Genomic DNA, 17,355 nt, shown 5'->3' on the forward strand with positions numbered 1-17,355 from the left:
TCGGCTTCATCAAGAGAACCCGATGCATCCGCTCCGGCGCGCCTTGATTCCCTCCCTGCTGCTCGTGCTGGCCTCGCTCGCGCCGGCTCTGGGTCAAACCATGCCGCGCACGGGCCTGACCGGGCCGGAGGTCGGCATGGATCTCTCTGCCAAGCCGATGCGCGGAGGCGGGGCCGCCCGCCCGGCGTCCGACGCCGTCACCCGCCCGGCCAAGGGCGTGGGGCGCAGCCGCTATTTCGGGCCCGACGATGTCGACGGCACGGCGGGGACCGGCCTCGGCGGCCTGTCCGAGCAGGCCGAGGCGATCGAGATCGGCGGCGGTCCGGCGCAGGATGCCACCAATGGCGGCGGCTTCCGGCTCAATTTCGAGCGGGCCGAGATCAAGGACGTCGTCCACGCCATTCTCTCCGATACCCTCGGACTCAACTACACCATGGGTGCGGACGTCTCGGGGCAGATCACCATCTCCTCGCCCCGTCCGCTTTCGCGCACCGAACTTCTCGGCTCGCTCGAGAGCGTGCTCGCCGGCCAGGGTTTCTCGATGAGCAAGGCCGGCACCGGCTACCGCATCGTGCCGGCGGCGGCGGGCCTCGGCACGGTCAATCTCGGCGCGGGTGGCCCCGGCTACGGCGTCTCGGTCGTGCCCCTGCGCTACGTGTCCGCCGCGACGATGTCGAAGCTCGTGTCCGGCTTCGTCGCCGATGCCGATGGCCTGCGGTTCGATGCGACCCGCAACACCATGATCGTCAAGGGGCCCGGCCCCAAGCGTCAGGAGGCGGTCAGCGCGATCCTTGCCTTCGATGCCGACTGGATGCGCGGCCAGACGGTGAGCCTGTTCGAGCTGAAGCGGGCGCGGCCCGAAGCGGTGGTGGCGGAACTGACCCAGCTGTTCGACACCGGGGAGAACGGGTCGGGCCAGGGGCTGATCCAGTTCAAGCCGATCGGGCGGCTGCGCGCGGTGCTGGCGACCTCGAAGAACGCGGGCCTCCTGCGCCGCGCGGAAGGGTTCGTGCGCGAGCTCGACGGCACGGCGGAGGCCGCCGAGGAAACGGTGTTCGTCTACAAGGCGCGCTACCGCAATGCGGTGGAGCTCGCCCGAGTCGTCAACGGCCTGTTCGGCGGCGGCGGTTCCGGCCTGATGAGCGGCCTCGGTTCCGGACTGCCCGGCGGCGGCGGCCTCGGCGGCGCGCGGTCCGGCCTGTCGAACCAGGCCGGTTCCGGGCTCGGCGGGACCGATGGCGGAATGGCCTCGGGCGGGATGTCCTCGGGGAATTCGGGTCTCGGCGGCACGAGCGGCGGCGGTCTCGGGGCGGGATCCGGCGGCGGGCTGAACCAGAACGGCGGCAACGGCGCCGACCTGCTCAAGGCCCGCTTCGCCTCGGCCTTCGGCGATCAGGCGGGGCAGGGCGGCCAGGGAGGCGGCGCCTACGGCGAGAGCGGCGCGATGATGGGCGGGGGCAGCCTCGACCTGACGCAGCGGTCGAGCGCCAAGCGCGTCAACATCAGCGCCGACCCGGCCCAGAACGCGGTCGTGACCTATACCGACGGCGAGACCTACCGGAAGATCCACGCGGCGCTCCAGCGCCTCGACGCGACCCCGGTTCAGGTCGCCATCAACGTCACCATCGCCGAGGTGCGGCTGACCGATCAGCTGAAATACGGCGTGCAGTACTTCCTCGATTCGACCCGTGTTGGCATCGGTAGCAACAAGGGCTCGATCGGCTTGCTCAGCGCCGCAGCGGGCGCCTCCGGCGGCGTGGTGAACAAGCTGACGCCGGGCGGGGCCGGCTTCAACTTCCTCGTCGGCGGCTATTCGGGGCCCGATATCGTGATCTCGGCGCTCGACGGCTTCACCGATGTGAAGATCCTGTCCTCGCCCTCGCTCGTCGTGCTGGAGAACCAGCCGGCGACCCTGCAGGTGGGTGATTCCGTGCCGATCACCACGACCCAGGCGACCAGCGTCACCGTGCCCGGTGCGCCGCTCGTCAATCAGGTCGAGATGCGCGACACCGGCATCATCCTCAACGTCATCCCGCGCATCGGCCAGAACGGCGCCGTGACGATGCAGATTGAGCAGGAGATCTCCGCGGTCGTCGATGCGCAGAAGACGCTCACGCCGACGATCTCCAAGCGGCGGGTCGCCAGCATGATCTCGGTGCCCAACGGCCAGACCGTGCTGCTCGCGGGCCTGATCCAGGAAAAGAACCTGCGCGGGCGCGACGGCATTCCGTTCCTGAGCCGACTGGCGAATGTCGGCGAGCTGTTCTCCTCCACCGACAACGCCGCCGACCGGACCGAGCTCGTCGTGTTCATCCGCCCCGTCGTCGTGCGCTCGGGCCGGGATGCGCAGCGCGTGGCCGAGGATTACCGCGGCCAGCTCTACGACGCCGCCGCCCGCCGGGGCGGTCGCGTCCCCGCCGCGGCGCGGCCCGTGGTCGTGAAGCCGTGAGGCCCGGATGGCTCGGCCCGTCACCGCCGACGATTACGGACCGGCCTGCCTGCTCCTGACGGGCGTAGGCGCGCTCGCCGTCCTAGTTTGGGGAACAGGGTCCCTCGGACTCACGGCGGCCGGGACGGTGCTCGCCCTGCTGGTCGCCCGCATCGCGTGGCAGGACCTGACCGATTTCACCATTCCCGACAGCGCCACGTTGGCGCTCGCAATCCTCGGGGCGATCTGGCGGATGGCGACCGCTGGCGCGTCGGGGGAGAGCGTGACGGAGGAACTCACGCTCCTGGCCCTCGATGGGCTCCTCTGCTTCGGTGCCCTCCTGATCCTGCGGGAGGTGTACTTCCGCCGTCGCGGATATGACGGGATTGGGCTCGGTGACGTGAAGCTCGCCGCCGCCGGAGGTATTCTCGTCGGAACCGGTGGCTTCGCGTGGTGCCTGTTCGGCGCGAGCCTCGTCGGCATCGGTTTGCTCGTGGGACGCCGGGCCCTGGCCGTGTCCGGGGGCGGAGGCTCTGAGGAACGCTTGGCCTTCGGTGCGGTCCTGGCGCCGGCCCTGGCGCTGGGCTGGCTCGCCGCCGCGATCCCGGCCGGCTGATGCCCGCCTTCGAGTATCAGGCGCTGGACGCGGCCGGGAAGCTGCTGTCCGGGACCATGGAGGCGGAGACGCGCGCCGAGGTGATGGCGCAGCTCGACCGCAGCGGTTGGACGCCGATCGCCGCGAAGCCGAAGGCCGTGAGCGCCGGCCGGTCCTGGCGCGACCTCCTTACCCCGGAGCCGCGGCCGGAGGACATCACCGCCATGACTCTCGATCTCGCCATGCTGCTGAAGGGTGGCGTGGCGCTGAACGAGGCGCTGGCGATCCTGATCCAGATGGAGGGCAAGGGCTGGCTCGTGGCGGTTCTGCGCGAACTCAACGTCGCCCTCTCCCACGGCAAGAGCTTCTCCCAGGCGCTCGGGGGGCACCCGAGGCTGTTCCCGCCGATCTACGTGAAGATGGTGGAGGTCGCCGAGACGGCGGGCCGTCTAGAAGAGGCGTTGACGGCCCTCGCCGCCGAGCGCCAGCGCGGCGAGCGGCTGAAGAAGCGCTTCGTCTCGGCGATCTCCTACCCGCTCTTCCTCGTCGGCGCCGCGATCGCCGTGCTGTTCTTCGTCCTGATCTACCTGATCCCGAAATTCGAGGTGGCGCTTCAGGGCTTCCGTGAGCGGATCGATCCGAGCGCGCTCGTCGTGTTCAACATGTCGGCCTTCCTCAACCGCAACCTCGACGCGGTGGTGATCGGCATGGCGGCGCTCCTCGGCGCCGCCATGGTGGCGAACCGGCTCGGGCGCGAGCGGGGCCTGTGGCTGCGGCTCGTGGCGGCTCTGCCGCTCTCCCGCTCGGTGCTGGCGCACGAACTCACCGTCACCTTCTGCCGCACGCTCGCCATCCTGGTGCGCAACGGAGTCGACATCTCGACGGCGTTGCGCCTCATCCGCGGGGTCGTGCGTCTGCCGGGTGCGGCCGTCGAGATCGACCGGGTGACCGCCGACGTCCGCCAGGGCAAGCGCCTGTCCGAAGCGTTGACGCGGGGCAAGCTGTTCCCCCGCCACGTCGTGCAGATGCTGCGCGTCGGGGAGGAGGCGGGCGATCTGGCCGACAGCGCCGGCCGGGTCGCGGTGTTCTACGAGGCCAAGCTCGACACCGCCCTCGGCCGGGTGATCGCGGTGGTGGGCCCGGCGGTGATGGTGGTGGTGAGCGTGCTGATCGCGTGGCTGATCATCTCGGTGATGACCGCGCTGATGAGCATCAACGACATGCTGATGTGATGAGTGATCGCCCGATGCCCCTCTCCCGCTTCCTCACGGCGCTCCGTCGCGACCGGCGCGGCGCCCGCGATGTCCGCGGCGGCTTCACCCTCGTCGAGCTGCTGGTCGTGCTGGTCATCCTCGGCCTCGTCATGGGGCTCGCGGGACCTCGGGTGCTCGGCTATCTCGGCAGCTCGCGGGAGAAGACCGCGCGGCTCCAGATCGAGTCGTTCTCCTCGGCGCTCGACCTCTACTTCCTCGACAACGGTCGCTACCCCTCCACCAGCGAGGGGCTCGACGCTCTGGTCAAGCGTCCCCCCGCCGCGGAGGCCTGGAGCGGGCCCTATCTCAAGCAGAGCAACGTCCCGGCCGATCCCTGGGGCCGCCCTTACGAGTACCGTGCCCCGGGCAAGGCCGGCCCCTACGCCATCGTCTCCCTGGGGGCCGACGGCCAGCGCGGGGCCGGGATGATCGGCAAGGAATAGGGTTTCGGAAGGGAGGGCGGCTGCGGCATGAGACGCGCCGGCCGCGAGGGTTTCACCCTGATCGAGGCGCTCGTCGCCTTCGCGATCGTGGCGGCGCTGAGCCTCGTGGTGCAGCGCGGTCTTGTTCAGTCGCGGGTCGGCTGGGCTGCGGTGGAGGATCGCACCGGTGCCGAACGGCTCGCCCGCACCTTGCTGGAAGAACCGCTGACGCCGGTGGCCGTCGCCGCCGGCGGTCGTGAGGGCGTCACCGACGGACGCCGCTGGCGCATCGGCCTGCAGAGTCTCGACCTGCCGCTGCCGAGCCCGCCCGCTCCGGAGAACGGCGTCGGCGGAGCGCCGCAGACGGCGCAGGACGGCCCCCGCTGGCTGCCCCTGCGCCTGCGGATCGAGGTCGCGACCGCGCGCGGTCGGCCGGTCGAGGTCGAGACGGTGCGGCTCGCCCCGTTCCCGGCTCAGGCGCCCTGACGCTTCGGCTCCCGGCGGAAACTTCGGACGATGCGTGGGCCGCTCGGGTCAGCCCGACAGCCGGGCATGGGCGATGCCGATCTCGTGCTGGGTATGCGAGAGCAGGTAGGCCACGCGCTCCGCATCCAGATTGGCATCCATCAGCTTGCGGCGCAGTTCGCTGTCGTAGACATGGGCCTCGCCGCGCAGCGGCGCGGGCAGAAGACGCTGCAGCATCGGGCTGGTGATTTCCTTGCGGACGAGGCCGCGATGGTTGGCGAGCCGCTTGAGCTGGATCGCGAGATCTTCCAGCTTCGCCTCGGGCAAATAATGACGGGCCGCGCTGCGCTCACCGGTGCGAGACATGGGGTCGGCTTTCCTGCGATCGAAGGCTGCAGGATGCGCGAAATGCGTCAGCACTTCGTTTCGCAAATTTGGAATCCGCGTAATTCTTGCCCGACGCGCCGAACACTTTCTCGATAGGCTCAGGCGCGAGGGTATTGGGTGGGCCATGCGCCGGAGTCGCGGTTCCTGTTCCCCGCGCTTCCAACACGCCTGCAGCCGCTCGGCCCACTAAGCCTCACAGGTTTGGTGCAGAGAACTGGTCCGCCCCACCCCGTCACTGCCGGCCCCGCTGCCACGCCGGCCCGAGAGGGCTCGCGAAACCATCGGGCGCATCGGCCGCGGGGACGGCCGATGTAGAGGGCCGCGCCGCCGTGGGCAACCGCCCGCGCGGCGACGTTTCGCCCATCGCCGGATAGGGAACACAGCACAGGATGAGCCGTAGGCCTGTTGCGAGCGCGGCCCTTCGGTCGTTGCTCCCGCTCTCACCCTCATCCTGGGGCGCGGAGCGAAGCGAAGCCTCGAAGGAGGCCTTCAGTCGCCGTTGTGGTCCCTGGAGCCCTCCTTCGAGGCCGCTGCCGTGGGATCTCAGGATGAGGGAATCGGTGGGTACAAGCCGGTTAGCCGGCTTCGATCATGCGTGTCGCGGGCGCTTCTCGCGCCCGCGACGAAGCGACTTACCGGAGCGAGCCGCAGAAGCGCTGGATGCGCCGGCAGGCCTCTTCCAAAGCCTTGTTGGAGGTGGCGTAGGAGATGCGCAGGTTGGGGCCGAGGCCGAAGGCCGAACCGTGGACCGCCGCGACCCCTTCCGCCTGAAGCAGTTCGGTCACGAAGTCCTCGTCGGTCTCGATGGTCTTGCCGGTCTCGGTCTTGCGGCCGATCAGCTCGGCGCAGGACGGGTAGACGTAGAAGGCGCCCTCCGGGGTCGGGCATTTTAGGCCGCTCGTCTGGTTCAGCATCGAGACGACGAGATCGCGTCGCTCCTGGAATGCCGCCTTGAAGCGGGCGAGGTGCTCCTGAGTGCCGTCGAGCGCGGCCACCGCCGCCCATTGCGAGATCGAGGAGGCGCCCGAGGTCTGCTGGCCCTGGACGAAATCCATCGCCTTGATCAGCTGCTCCGGGCCCGCGGCGTAGCCGATCCGCCAGCCGGTCATGGCATAGGCCTTCGAGACACCGTTCATGGTGAGCGTGCGCTCGTACAGGCCGGGCTCGACCTGGGCCGGGGTGACGAATTCGAAATCGCCGTAGGTCAGGTGCTCGTACATGTCGTCGGTCAGCACCCAGACATGCGGGTGCCGCATCAGCACGTCGGTGACCTTCTTCAACTCGTCACGGCTATAGGCCGCGCCCGAGGGGTTCGAGGGCGAGTTGAGGATGATCCACTTGGTCTTCGGGGTGATCGCCCGCTCGAGATCCTCGGGCTGGAGCTTGAAGTCGTGGGCCATGTCGGTCTCGACGAAGACCGGGGTGCCGCCGCACAGGACCACCATCTCCGGGTAGGACACCCAGTAGGGGCGGGGGATCACCACCTCGTCGCCGGGATTCAGGGTGGCGAGCAGGGCGTTGTAGATGACGTGCTTGCCGCCGGTGCCGACGATGGTCTGCGAGGCCTTGTAGTCGAGCCCGTTCTCGCGCTTGAACTTCGTCACGATCGCCTCGCGCAGCGGCACGATGCCGGAGACGGGCGGGTACTTGGTCTCACCCCGGCGGATCGCCTCGATCGCCGCTTCCTTGATGTGGTAGGGCGTGTCGAAATCCGGCTCGCCGACGGACAGGCTGATCACGTCGACGCCCTTGGCTTTCAGCTCGCGGGCCTTCTGCGTCATCGCGATGGTCGCGGAGGGTTTGACGCGCGAGAGGGCGTCGGCGAGAAAGCCCATGGGAATGCTCCGAAAAATCTGAATCTGCGTGCCGGGGTCCAGGTGTCGGCTTGGAGGTGTCGGCTTGGAACCCGCGGCCCTCGTAATCCCGCCCTGCCGGAGCGACAAGACCGGGGAAGGGGTGCCCGTCCCACGAATCTGGCATTCATCACACCAGCCTGTCGGCATTGGCCGCCGCATCCGATCGAGACCCGACACGACAAAAGCCGACTTCCCACCGCATCCCGAGCTTCCGCAATTTTTCTGATCGGTGGCAGAAGAGTTTTTCAGGCGTGCGCCATCAGAGTTTTGCGGTATTGTCCTGAGCAAGCAGTGCATTTTCTTGCAGCGCCGAAGTTCTTCGATGCGCCGCAACAGCGAATGCATTCAAAATCCAGCCGATCGCGCGGGCCGGAAGCTTCCGGGTCGCGGGGTCGGCCTGCATCGTTTCGGGTGGAACGGCGAGAGGTGGAGAACCACCCGCCGGGCCGGAAGACGCGGAGGAATGCGGTTTCCATGAAGAAGAACAAGGTCATCACGGCGGAGGAGGCGATCGCGCTGATCCGCGAGAACGACGTCGTGACCACCACGGGCTTCGTCCAGAGCTGCATCCCGGAGGCGTTGCACGCCGCCCTGGAAAAGCGTTTCGTCGAAACCGGCTCGCCGCGGGGACTGACCCTGATCATGACCGCGGGGGCGGGCGATTCGAAGGGACTCGGCACCGGGCGCCTGCACCATGACGGGCTCCTGTCGCGCGTCATCGCCGCCAATTTCGGGCGCATGCCCAAGGTCGCCCAGGCCGCGCAGAACAACTTGATCCGCGGCTACAACCTGCCGCAAGGCGTCATCTCGCAGCTCTACCGCGCCTGCGCCGCGGGCCAGCCCGGTCTGTTCTCGAAGGTCGGCCTCAAGACCTATGTCGATCCGCGCCACGGCGGCGCCAAGGTCAACGATCTGACCACCGAGGATATCGTCAAGCTCGTCGAGGTCGATGGCGAGGAATGGCTGTTCTACACCGCGACCAAGATCGACGTGGCCTTCATCCGCGCCACCTCCGCCGACCCGTCGGGCAACCTTTCCTTCGAGAAGGAAGCGCTCACGCTCGACTGTCTCGCCCAGGCGATGGCGGCCCGCAACAACGGCGGCATCGTCATCGCCCAGGTCGAGCGCATCGTCGATGACGGCTACCTGCTGCCCAAGGACGTCCGCGTCCCCGGCATCCTCGTCGATTGCGTCGTGGTCGCCGAGCCCGAGATGCACCGCATGAATTACGGCGTCGTGTACGACGCCGCGCTCGCGGGCGAGATCCGCGTGCCCGTCACCGGCATCAAGCGGATGGCGCTCAACGAGCGCAAGATCATCGCCCGCCGTGCCGCGTTCGAGCTGCCGCCCAACGGCGTGGTCAATCTCGGCGTCGGCGCGCCGGAGGGCATTTCCTCCGTCGCGAACGAGGAGAAGATCACCCCCTACATCACCCTGACGACGGAAGCGGGCGCCGTCGGCGGCGTGCTGGCCTCGGGATCGAGCTTCGGCGCGGCGACCAACGCCGATTGCATCATCGACCAGAACCAGATGTTCGATTTCTACGACGGCGGCGGCCTCGACATGACCTGCCTCGGCATGGCCGAGTGCGACGAGGCCGGCAACGTCAACACCTCGAAGTTCGGCGGCAAGCTCAACGGCTGCGGCGGCTTCATCAACATCTCGCAGAATGCCCGCTCCGTCGTCTTCGCCGGGACCTTCACCGCGGGCGGCCTGGAGATCGCCGTGCAGGACGGCGTCGTGAAGATCATCAAGGAGGGCAAGGCCCGCAAATTCGTCACCGCGGTCCAGCAGAACACCTTCTCGGGACCCTACGCGGTCGAGCGCTCGCAGCCCGTCATCTACGTGACCGAGCGCTGCGTGTTCCAGCTGACCCGGGAGGGGTTGGAGCTGATCGAGGTGGCGCCCGGCATCGACATCGAGCGCGACATCCTCGCCCATATGGATTTCGCGCCGGTAGTACGGAATCCCGTGCCGATGGACGCCCGCATCTTCCGCGAGGAGCCGATGGAGCTGATCTCCGATCTGCTCAACCTCGATCTGAAGTCCCGCGTCAGCTACGACGGCGAGCGCAACATTCTCTTCATCAACTTGGAAGGCTGGTATTGCCGGGTGAAGAGCGACATGGACGAGTTGCGCATGACCATCGTCGAGGCCTGCCGCAAGGCCGGGCAGCGGGTCAATGCAGTGATCAACCACGACGGGTTCCGCCTCAACGAGAACCTCTACGACGATTACGCCGGGATGGTGCAGTATCTCCAGGCGAACTACTACGCGACGACCACCCGCTACGCGACCAGCGCCTTCCTGCGTCTCAAGATGGAGGAAGCCCTGACCAAGCGCGGCGTCGCCCCTCACGTCTTCGAGCGCAAGGAGGAGGCGCAGGCCTTCGTCGGCACCACCGAAGACAAGCGCGCCCGCAAGAAGATCTCGCCGGCGGTGGCCTCCGCCGCCTGAGCGCCATGGATGTCGCCCCCGTCCCCAGGGGCGGCGATTCCAGGATGCGTGGAGACGGCTGTCACCTCAAAAGGTCGCATCTCCGCCCGTATAGACCCTGTCGGCGCGTTCGAGCCGCTCGCGCAGCAGGGTGAGCAGCTTGCGCGTCGCTTGGATGTCGTCCGGATTCAGTCCGTCCGACAGCGCGTTCACCCACGGCGCCCGTAGACGCATCGCATCGTCGTAAGCCTGCTGCCCCTGCTCCGTCAGAACCACGAGATGCGCCTGCCGATGGTGGGGGTTGGGCTGGAACCGCACATGCCCGTCCCGCTCCAGATCATGGACGATGCGCTGCACGTTCTGGCGGTTCGCTCCCATGCCGCGGGCGAGCCAGGCGACGGGCTGGGGATGCTGGGCGTCCACGATCGTGCCGAGCACCTGCCATCGCGCGCTCGTTTGGCCGAGTCCGGCCACCAGCCTGTCGCCTGCAGCGAGCAGACGGTTGTTGAGTCCAGTGAGGGAGACCAATGCGGCCTTCCGAGTCGCTTTCGAGCGTCCCGAGTTTCGTGCCAAAATTGGGAGATACCCGTCCACCTGCGTGGTCCGGCCCCACCTCTTCCAGAAGCTCGCCGTCGCCGGAATCTGCACGGCCTGATCGGCGGATCGTCTCCAGGCCATCGGTGCCGCGTACGCCGTCCGAACGCCCGCCGGCCCGATCAAGGGAGCGGTCGGAGCTTCCGCCCCGCCTTGCGCTTCCCGCCCACCTCTGGTAACGCCCCCGCCCATTCCACACGCGGAGTCGGCCTCATGCCTGAATGAGGCGTTTCCGGTGGCCGGTCACGAGCCGGCTGCACCCTCCGCGGCGGTATAACCGGAGAGTACAAAGATCATGGCCGTCGATTTCTCTATGCGTCAGCTCCTCGAGGCCGGCGCCCATTTCGGACACCAGTCGCACCGCTGGAACCCGAAGATGCAGCCCTACATCTTCGGCACCCGCAACAACATCCACATCATCGACCTCGCCCAGACGGTGCCGGCGCTCCACGCCGCCCTCCAGGCGGTGAGCGACACCGTCGCCCGCGGCGGTCGCGTGCTGTTCGTCGGCACCAAGCGCCAGGCGGCCGATTCCATCGCCGAAGCCGCCAAGCGCTCGGCCCAGTACTACGTCAATTCCCGTTGGCTCGGCGGCATGCTGACCAACTGGAAGACCATCTCCGGCTCGATCCAGCGCCTGCGCAAGGTCGATGAGACGCTCGAGGGCGGGGCCGTCGGCCTCACCAAGAAGGAGCGCCTCATGCTGACCCGTGAGAAGGATAAGCTCGAGAAGGCGCTGGGCGGCATCAAGGATATGGGCGGCGTGCCCGACCTCCTGTTCGTGATCGACACCAACAAGGAGCAGCTCGCCATCAAGGAGGCCCAGCGCCTCGGCATCCCGGTCGCCGCCATCGTCGACACGAACTGCAACCCGGACGGCATCTCCTATATCGTCCCGGCCAACGACGATGCCGGCCGCGCCATCGCGCTCTACTGTGACCTGATCGCCCGTGCGGCGATCGAGGGCATCGGCCGCGGCCAGGGCGCGCTCGGCATCGATGCCGGCGCCTCCGAGGAGCCGACCGCTGAGGAGCTCCCGGCCAACGACGACGTCGCCGCTTCCGTGGCGTCCGACGCGATCGCCCCGGCGGACGTGGCGGCGCTGGCCGAGTCGACCGAGCATTTCGAGCAGCTCGCCGCCCCCCGCGGCGCGCCGGACGACCTCACCAAGCTCAGCGGCGTCGGCCCGCAGCTGGTGCAGAAGCTCAACGATGCCGGCGTGTGGCATTACTGGCAGATCGCCGCCATGCAGCCCGAGGACGTGTCCAAGCTCGACGCGGACCTGAAGCTCAACGGCCGCATCGCCCGCGATGGCTGGATCGAGCAGTCCCGCGCCTTCGTCGACGCCGCTGCGGCGTAAGCCCCATCGCTCGGCCGCCGGGTTCTGTCCCGGCGGCGCGATCGTCATCGTCCTGCAAAGCCCGGTGCTTTCAACGAGCGCCGGGCTCGCTCACTTCAAGACCTGCACTTCAGCCTCAAGAGGATCGCCATGGCCAACATCACCGCCGCTCTCGTGAAGGAGCTTCGCGAAAAGACCGGCGCCGGCATGATGGATTGCAAGGGCGCGCTCAACGAGACGAACGGCGACCTTGAGGCTGCGGTCGACTGGCTGCGCAAGAAGGGTCTTGCCAAGGCCGCCAAGAAGGCCGGCCGTGTCGCCGCCGAAGGCCTCGTCGCCGTCGAGTCCGCCGGCCGCCATGCCGCGATCGTCGAGGTGAATTCCGAGACCGACTTCGTCGCCCGCAACGATGGCTTCCAGTCCTTCGCCCGCGAAGCCGCCAAGCTCGCCCTTAACACCGACGGCACCCTGGAGGGCCTGGAGGCTGCGACCTTCCCCGGCTCGTCCGCGACCGTGAAGGACACGCTCTCGAACCTCATCGCCACCATCGGCGAGAACATGACGCTGCGCCGCGTCGCCAAGCTCGAGGTGAGCAAGGGCGTGATCGCCTCCTACGTCCACGGTCAGATCAGCGAAGGCCTCGGCAAGATCGGCGTGCTCGTCGCGCTCGAGTCCGAGGGCGACGTGGAGACCCTCTCCACCCTCGGCCGCCAGATCGCCATGCACATCGCCGCGACCAACCCGGTGGCGCTCGATGCCTCGGGCATCGATCAGGCCGTGGTGGAGCGCGAGAGCAACATCCTGCGCGAGAAGAACGCCGGCAAGCCGGACCACGTGATGGCCAAGATCGTCGAGAGCGGTCTGAAGAGCTACTACAAGGAGGTCACCCTCCTGGAGCAGCCCTTCGTCCATGACGGCTCCAAGACCATCAGCCAGGTGCTGAAGGAAGCCGCCGGCAAGGCCGGTGGCGAGGTGACGATCAAGAGCTTCGTCCGCTACGCTCTCGGCGAGGGCATCGAGAAGGAAGAGGCCCCGGACTTCGCCGCGGAAGTGGCCAGCATGTCGCGCTGAGCGCGGCAGAGACACGACGGACGGAACAGGGGGCGGTGGCAGCGATGCCGCCGCCCCTCGACGTTTGGCCCCCCGTCTTGCTAGAAGCCGGCGCCGCACCCCCGAGCCGAGCGAGGATCCGATGCCGGAGACGACGCCCTACCGCCGTGTCCTCGTCAAATTGTCGGGTGAGGCGCTGGCCGCCCCCGACGGCTACTGGTTGCATCCACCGATGCTGGCCGCGCTTGCCGAAGATATCCGCGAGGCCATCGCCCACGGAATCGAGATCGCGATCGTCGTCGGCGGCGGCAATCTGATCCGTGGGGCACGCATCTCGCAGGCCGGCTGGATCGACCGGGCGACCGGCGATTCGCTCGGCATGATGGCGACGGTGATGAATTCCCTCGCGATCGAGACGGCGCTCAACGCCGCGGGCGTGCAGGCCAGGACCATGTCGGCGGTGTCCATGCCGACGATCTGCGAAACCTATGCCCGCCAGCCGGCCCTGCATCACCTCGACAAGGGGCAGGTGGTGGTTCTCGCGGGCGGTACGGGGAATCCCTACTTCACCACCGACACCGCCGCGGTGCTGCGCGCGGCGGAATTGCGCTGCGACGCCGTTCTCAAGGCGACGCAGGTCGACGGGGTCTACTCGGCCGATCCGAAGCGCGATCCGGAGGCGATCCGCTACGACAGCATCACCCATGACGAGGCCATCGCCCGCGATCTCAAGGTGATGGACACCGCCGCTTTCGCGCTCGCCCGCGAGAGCCGCCTGACCATCGTCGTCGGCTCGGTCCATGCCCCGAGTTCGGTCACGGCGATTCTCACCGGTCGATCGGTCTCGACCCGCGTGGTGCCGTAGGCGGAACGCACGCGGCCTCTATTTGCGGCCCCAGGATTTTTCGTTCATGTAGCGCCACCGCGACGGGGGCCCCGCGCCCTCGTGCCGATCTGCCACCCGAACGCGTCGGGATTTTTGCACCTATGGCCACACCGGATTTCGATCTCGGCGACATCAAGCGCCGCATGCAGGGCGCCGTCTCCTCGCTCAGCAAGGATCTCGGCTCGCTGCGCACGGGGCGCGCGACGCCGAGCCTCGTCGAACCGATCAATGTCGAGGCCTACGGTGCGTCGATGCCGATGGCGCAGGTCGCGACCGTGAGCGTGCCCGAACCGCGGCTGCTGTCGATCTCGGTCTGGGACCGCTCGATGGTCACCGCCGTCGAGAAGGCGATCCGCGAGTCCGATCTCGGACTCAACCCGATGACGGAGGGTCAGACCATCCGCCTGCGCGTGCCGGAGATGAACGAGCAGCGCCGCAAGGAGATGGTCAAGGTCGCTCATAAATACGCCGAGGAGGCTCGGGTCGCCGTGCGCCACGTGCGCCGTGACGGTCTCGACATCCTCAAGAAGCTCGAGAAGGACGGGGCCATCAGCCAGGACGACGAGAAGCGTCAGGCCGGCGATGTGCAGAAGGCCACCGACGACGCCATCGCCGAGGTGGATCAGGTGCTGGCGTCCAAGGAAAAGGAAATCATGCAGGTCTGAGAACCTGTTCGATCGCTGGGACGGGGTTCCCGAAGGGCAAATCCTTCGGAGATGTGCCGGGGCGGAGCCCCGGCTGGACGGGGGAGAGACGAGTGGTTCGCTCGGAAGGCGCGCGGCAGATCGGGGAGGCCGCGGACGCCGCCCCCGCCGGGACGGCGCGTTCCGCATCGCCTCCTGCGCCCCGTCACGTCGCCATCATCATGGACGGCAACGGGCGCTGGGCCGCCCGCAAGGGGCTGCCCCGCTTCGAGGGGCATCGCCGCGGCGTCGAGGCGGTGCGCCGCGCGGTCCGTTCGGCGATCAGCCTGGGCATCCAGTACCTCACCGTCTACAGCTTTTCCTCCGAGAATTGGCGGCGCCCGCCCGCTGAGGTCACCGAGCTGATGGGCCTGCTGCGCCTGTTCGTGCGCGGCGATCTGGCCGATCTCCACGCCGCCAATGTGCGCGTGAAGGTGATCGGGGCCCGCGACGATCTCTCCCACGACATCGCGGCCCTGCTCGACGAGGCCGAGGCGCGCACCCGTGGCAACACCGGCCTGACGCTCGTCGTCGCCTTCAATTACGGCGGTCGCCAGGAGATCCTTCGTGCGATTCGCAGGATCGCCGATGCGGTCGCGGAGGGCCGGTTGCGGCCGGAGGAGATCGACCTCCCGACGATCACGGAGGCCCTCGACACCGCCGGGATCCCCGATCCCGATCTCGTGATCCGCACGTCCGGTGAGCAGCGCCTGTCGAACTTCCTGACATGGCAGACGGCCTATGCCGAATACGTGATCGAGCCGGGCTTCTGGCCGGATTTCGACCACGATGCCTTCGAGGCGGCGCTCGCCGAATATCATCGCCGCGACCGTCGCTTCGGTGGCCTCGGTCCTGGAGCCGGCTCATGAGCGCTCCCGACCTCGCCCGCCCGGCGCGCTCGCCCTTCGCCACCCGCGAGTTCCGGCTGCGTACGGTCTCCGCTCTGGTCCTCGGCACGGCGGTGATCGGCACGCTGGTGATCGGCGGCTGGGCCTTCGCCCTGGTCTGGCTGATCGCCGGCATCGTCGGCGCCGCCGAATGGCTCGCCATGACGCGCTCGGAGCCGCTGGTGCCGCTCCTCGGCGTCACCGGCGTCACGCTCGCGGCGTTGGCCGCCGCCGCACTTCTCGATGCGCCGGCCTATGTCTTCCTCCTCGTGCTGCTCGTCGGTATCGCCGGTCTGGTCGCCCTCGGTCGCGGGATCACCCGTCGCAAGGCGGTGTGCGGCCTCCTCGGGGGCGCCGTGGTTGCGCTCGTGCCGACGCTGCTGCGGATCGACCCCGCCATCGGCCTCGTCGGACCGGCCTGGATGTTCGCCGTGGTCTGGTCCACCGACATCCTCGCCTACATCACCGGCCGCCTCGTCGGCGGCCCCAAGCTGATGCCGCGGGTCAGCCCGAACAAGACGTGGTCGGGAGCGCTCGGCGGCCTGACCGCCGGCATCGTCGCCGGTACCCTGACCGCCTATGCCGCCCGACATCACGGCTGGGACGCCTTGCCCGCCGTCTCGCTGCCGGTAGTCGCCCTGTTCAGCGGCATCGCCTCGATCCTGTCGCAGGGCGGCGATCTCGTCGAATCCTCTCTGAAGCGCCGCTACGGCGTGAAGGATTCCGGCCGCTCGATCCCCGGTCATGGCGGCGTCATGGACCGGCTCGACGGCTTCTTCGCCGTCGCGCTGCTGGCCGGCTTCTGTCTCGCTCTGCTGCGGCTCACCGCCTGATTGCCGGACGCCTGTAAGGAACTTTCGTCGTGAGCCTCACCGTCACCGTCCTCGGCGCCACCGGATCGATCGGTCGCTCGACCACCGACCTGCTCGCCCAGCATGCCGGCCGCTTCCGTGTCGGTGCGCTGGTCGGCGGTAAGGATGCGGCGGCCCTCGCCAAGCTCGCCCTGGAAATGCGGCCGGACTTCGCCGCGCTCGCCGACGCGAGCGCCGGGCCGGCTCTGGCCGAAGCTCTGTCCGGCTCCGGCATTCCCAACGGGGCGGGGGAGGGCGCTGTCCTGGAGGCGGTGGCCCGCGAGGCCGACATCGTCGTCGCCGCGGTGAGCGGGGCGGCGGGCCTCAAGCCCACCCATGCGGCGCTCCGTCTCGGCCGCACCATCGCGCTCGCCAACAAGGAGAGCCTCGTCTGCGCCGGCGACGCCTTTATGCGCGATGCCGCCCGCTACGGTGCCAAGATCCTGCCGGTCGATTCCGAGCACAACGCGTTGGCTCAGGCCATGGGCGACGGGCGTGTCTCCGACATCGCCAAGATGACGCTGACGGCGTCGGGCGGTCCGTTCCGCACCTGGGCGCGGGAGCGCATCGCCGCCGCGAGCCCGGCCGAGGCCGCCGCCCATCCGACTTGGTCGATGGGAATGAAGATCAACATCGATTCCGCCTCCCTGATGAACAAGGGGCTGGAACTGATCGAGGCCCATCATCTCTTCGCCATCGAGGCGGAGAGACTCGACGTGATCGTCCATCCGCAATCGATCGTGCACGGGCTGATCGCGTGGCGCGACGGGGCGGTGACCGCCGGCCTCGCCATGCCGGACATGCGGGTGCCGATCGCCCATTGCCTCGGTCTGGGCGATCGGCTGGAGATCGCCCGCGGCCGCCCGCTCGATCTGGCCGCCACCGGAAGCCTCACCTTCGAGCCGGCCGACGAGGCGCGCTTCCCGTGCCTGCGCGTCGCCCGCGCGGCGCTCCGGGAGGGCGGGGCGGCCCCGACGGTGATGAACGCCGCCAACGAGATCGCGGTGGCGGCCTTCATCCGCGGCGCCATCCCGTTCTACGGCATCGCCGACCTCGTCGAGCGGGCCTGCGAGCGGTTCGCGACGGTCCATATTCGCGCGCCCGAAGATGTGGAGGAAGCCCTCGCCATCGACGCCGAGGTGCGGGCCTGGAGCCTCGAGGCCGTACCGGCCGCCCGGGCAGTGGGCTGATCCTCGGCATTAACCCTGGCACGGGCTTGCCGG

17 protein-coding genes are annotated in these 17,355 nt (G+C 68.5%); 13 read left to right on the top strand and 4 right to left on the bottom strand.

The genetic code is table 11. The features are described 5' to 3' along the window. Nucleotides 1–22 precede the first annotated feature (22 nt). The 5 genes from gspD to OWC43_RS04875 are packed head-to-tail and all read left to right on the top strand — an operon-like array spanning nucleotide 23 to nucleotide 5,184. Nucleotides 23–2,449 (top strand): type II secretion system secretin GspD, encoded by a 2,427-nt coding sequence (gene gspD, locus OWC43_RS04855; protein WP_393955905.1) that lies wholly within the window; start codon nucleotides 23–25, stop codon nucleotides 2,447–2,449. Between the two features lie 7 nt (nucleotides 2,450–2,456). Next, nucleotides 2,457–3,044 carry a prepilin peptidase gene (locus OWC43_RS04860; protein WP_393955906.1) on the top strand — a complete coding sequence of 196 codons (588 nt, stop codon included), beginning with the start codon at nucleotides 2,457–2,459 and terminating at the stop codon, nucleotides 3,042–3,044. Continuing rightward, nucleotides 3,044–4,255, top strand: a complete 1,212-nt coding sequence (locus OWC43_RS04865) for a type II secretion system F family protein (RefSeq protein ID WP_393955907.1) — start codon at nucleotides 3,044–3,046, stop codon at nucleotides 4,253–4,255. The genes OWC43_RS04860 and OWC43_RS04865 overlap by 1 nt, the downstream gene beginning before the upstream one ends. A 14-nt stretch (nucleotides 4,256–4,269) precedes the next feature. Continuing rightward, nucleotides 4,270–4,719 (top strand): type II secretion system major pseudopilin GspG, encoded by a 450-nt coding sequence (gene gspG / locus OWC43_RS04870; RefSeq protein ID WP_393958495.1) that lies wholly within the window; start codon nucleotides 4,270–4,272, stop codon nucleotides 4,717–4,719. 27 nt (nucleotides 4,720–4,746) lie between these two features. Then, on the top strand, nucleotides 4,747–5,184 hold the full coding sequence (locus tag OWC43_RS04875) for a prepilin-type N-terminal cleavage/methylation domain-containing protein (RefSeq protein ID WP_393955908.1): 438 nt from the start codon (nucleotides 4,747–4,749) through the stop codon (nucleotides 5,182–5,184). A gap of 48 nt (nucleotides 5,185–5,232) precedes the next feature. Here the strand turns inward: OWC43_RS04875 and OWC43_RS04880 are convergent, their stop codons facing one another. The 3 genes from OWC43_RS04880 to OWC43_RS04890 all read right to left on the bottom strand — a co-directional run bounded on the left by OWC43_RS04880 (nucleotide 5,233) and on the right by OWC43_RS04890 (nucleotide 7,809). Then, nucleotides 5,233–5,583, bottom strand: coding sequence for a hypothetical protein (locus tag OWC43_RS04880; protein ID WP_238308214.1), 351 nt, complete (start codon nucleotides 5,581–5,583; stop codon nucleotides 5,233–5,235). A 599-nt stretch (nucleotides 5,584–6,182) separates the two neighbouring features. Continuing rightward, complete coding sequence (locus OWC43_RS04885; protein WP_393955909.1) at nucleotides 6,183–7,385, bottom strand: pyridoxal phosphate-dependent aminotransferase; 1,203 nt, start codon at nucleotides 7,383–7,385, stop codon at nucleotides 6,183–6,185. A 280-nt stretch (nucleotides 7,386–7,665) separates the two neighbouring features. Next, entirely contained in the window at nucleotides 7,666–7,809 is a 144-nt protein-coding gene (locus OWC43_RS04890; RefSeq protein ID WP_393955910.1) for a hypothetical protein, read from the bottom strand. Nucleotides 7,810–7,880: 71 nt separating this feature from the next. On the opposite strand from OWC43_RS04890, the gene OWC43_RS04895 reads away from it, so the two are divergent. Then, entirely contained in the window at nucleotides 7,881–9,863 is a 1,983-nt protein-coding gene (locus OWC43_RS04895; RefSeq protein WP_137830714.1) for an acyl CoA:acetate/3-ketoacid CoA transferase, read from the top strand. Between the two features lie 66 nt (nucleotides 9,864–9,929). On the opposite strand, the gene OWC43_RS04900 is transcribed toward OWC43_RS04895, so the two are convergent. Next, nucleotides 9,930–10,370 (bottom strand): MarR family winged helix-turn-helix transcriptional regulator, encoded by a 441-nt coding sequence (locus OWC43_RS04900; RefSeq protein ID WP_393955911.1) that lies wholly within the window; start codon nucleotides 10,368–10,370, stop codon nucleotides 9,930–9,932. A 361-nt stretch (nucleotides 10,371–10,731) separates the two neighbouring features. Between OWC43_RS04900 and OWC43_RS04905 the strand changes: the two genes are divergently transcribed. The 7 genes from OWC43_RS04905 (at nucleotide 10,732) to dxr (ending at nucleotide 17,322) form a co-directional block, all read left to right on the top strand. Next, entirely contained in the window at nucleotides 10,732–11,796 is a 1,065-nt protein-coding gene (locus tag OWC43_RS04905) for a 30S ribosomal protein S2 (protein ID WP_137830713.1), read from the top strand. A gap of 129 nt (nucleotides 11,797–11,925) precedes the next feature. After that, complete coding sequence (gene tsf, locus OWC43_RS04910; RefSeq protein WP_393955912.1) at nucleotides 11,926–12,846, top strand: translation elongation factor Ts; 921 nt, start codon at nucleotides 11,926–11,928, stop codon at nucleotides 12,844–12,846. 121 nt (nucleotides 12,847–12,967) lie between these two features. Continuing rightward, nucleotides 12,968–13,690, top strand: a complete 723-nt coding sequence (pyrH, locus tag OWC43_RS04915) for a UMP kinase (protein ID WP_137830711.1) — start codon at nucleotides 12,968–12,970, stop codon at nucleotides 13,688–13,690. Nucleotides 13,691–13,812: 122 nt separating this feature from the next. Continuing rightward, nucleotides 13,813–14,376, top strand: coding sequence for a ribosome recycling factor (frr, locus tag OWC43_RS04920; RefSeq protein ID WP_137830710.1), 564 nt, complete (start codon nucleotides 13,813–13,815; stop codon nucleotides 14,374–14,376). A gap of 92 nt (nucleotides 14,377–14,468) precedes the next feature. Then, entirely contained in the window at nucleotides 14,469–15,263 is a 795-nt protein-coding gene (locus tag OWC43_RS04925) for an isoprenyl transferase (protein WP_393955913.1), read from the top strand. Beyond that, the gene (locus tag OWC43_RS04930; RefSeq protein WP_393955914.1) at nucleotides 15,260–16,114 is read left to right on the top strand and encodes a phosphatidate cytidylyltransferase; all 855 of its coding nucleotides are present in this window, start codon (nucleotides 15,260–15,262) and stop codon (nucleotides 16,112–16,114) included. The genes OWC43_RS04925 and OWC43_RS04930 overlap by 4 nt, the downstream gene beginning before the upstream one ends. Nucleotides 16,115–16,143: 29 nt before the next feature. After that, nucleotides 16,144–17,322 carry a 1-deoxy-D-xylulose-5-phosphate reductoisomerase gene (gene dxr, locus OWC43_RS04935; protein WP_393955915.1) on the top strand — a complete coding sequence of 393 codons (1,179 nt, stop codon included), beginning with the start codon at nucleotides 16,144–16,146 and terminating at the stop codon, nucleotides 17,320–17,322. Nucleotides 17,323–17,355: the final 33 nt, after the last annotated feature.

It is taken from the genome of Methylorubrum sp. POS3 (assembly GCF_043352485.1).
Taxonomy (GTDB): domain Bacteria; phylum Pseudomonadota; class Alphaproteobacteria; order Rhizobiales; family Beijerinckiaceae; genus Methylobacterium; species Methylobacterium suomiense.

Bases quoted from the DNA above. Each gene is read 5' to 3' on its own strand.
- tsf (WP_393955912.1), top strand. From the start codon at position 11,926: ATGGCCAACATCACCGCCGCTCTCGTGAAGGAGCTTCGCGAAAAGACC.
- OWC43_RS04865 (WP_393955907.1), top strand. From the start codon at position 3,044: ATGCCCGCCTTCGAGTATCAGGCGCTGGACGCGGCCGGGAAGCTGCTG.
- OWC43_RS04930 (WP_393955914.1), top strand. From the start codon at position 15,260: ATGAGCGCTCCCGACCTCGCCCGCCCGGCGCGCTCGCCCTTCGCCACC.
- gspD (WP_393955905.1), top strand. From the start codon at position 23: ATGCATCCGCTCCGGCGCGCCTTGATTCCCTCCCTGCTGCTCGTGCTG.
- OWC43_RS04860 (WP_393955906.1), top strand. From the start codon at position 2,457: ATGGCTCGGCCCGTCACCGCCGACGATTACGGACCGGCCTGCCTGCTC.
- OWC43_RS04895 (WP_137830714.1), top strand. From the start codon at position 7,881: ATGAAGAAGAACAAGGTCATCACGGCGGAGGAGGCGATCGCGCTGATC.
- OWC43_RS04885 (WP_393955909.1), bottom strand. From the start codon at position 7,385: ATGGGCTTTCTCGCCGACGCCCTCTCGCGCGTCAAACCCTCCGCGACC.
- pyrH (WP_137830711.1), top strand. From the start codon at position 12,968: ATGCCGGAGACGACGCCCTACCGCCGTGTCCTCGTCAAATTGTCGGGT.
- OWC43_RS04875 (WP_393955908.1), top strand. From the start codon at position 4,747: ATGAGACGCGCCGGCCGCGAGGGTTTCACCCTGATCGAGGCGCTCGTC.
- gspG (WP_393958495.1), top strand. From the start codon at position 4,270: ATGCCCCTCTCCCGCTTCCTCACGGCGCTCCGTCGCGACCGGCGCGGC.
- OWC43_RS04905 (WP_137830713.1), top strand. From the start codon at position 10,732: ATGGCCGTCGATTTCTCTATGCGTCAGCTCCTCGAGGCCGGCGCCCAT.
- OWC43_RS04890 (WP_393955910.1), bottom strand. From the start codon at position 7,809: ATGCAGGCCGACCCCGCGACCCGGAAGCTTCCGGCCCGCGCGATCGGC.
- frr (WP_137830710.1), top strand. From the start codon at position 13,813: ATGGCCACACCGGATTTCGATCTCGGCGACATCAAGCGCCGCATGCAG.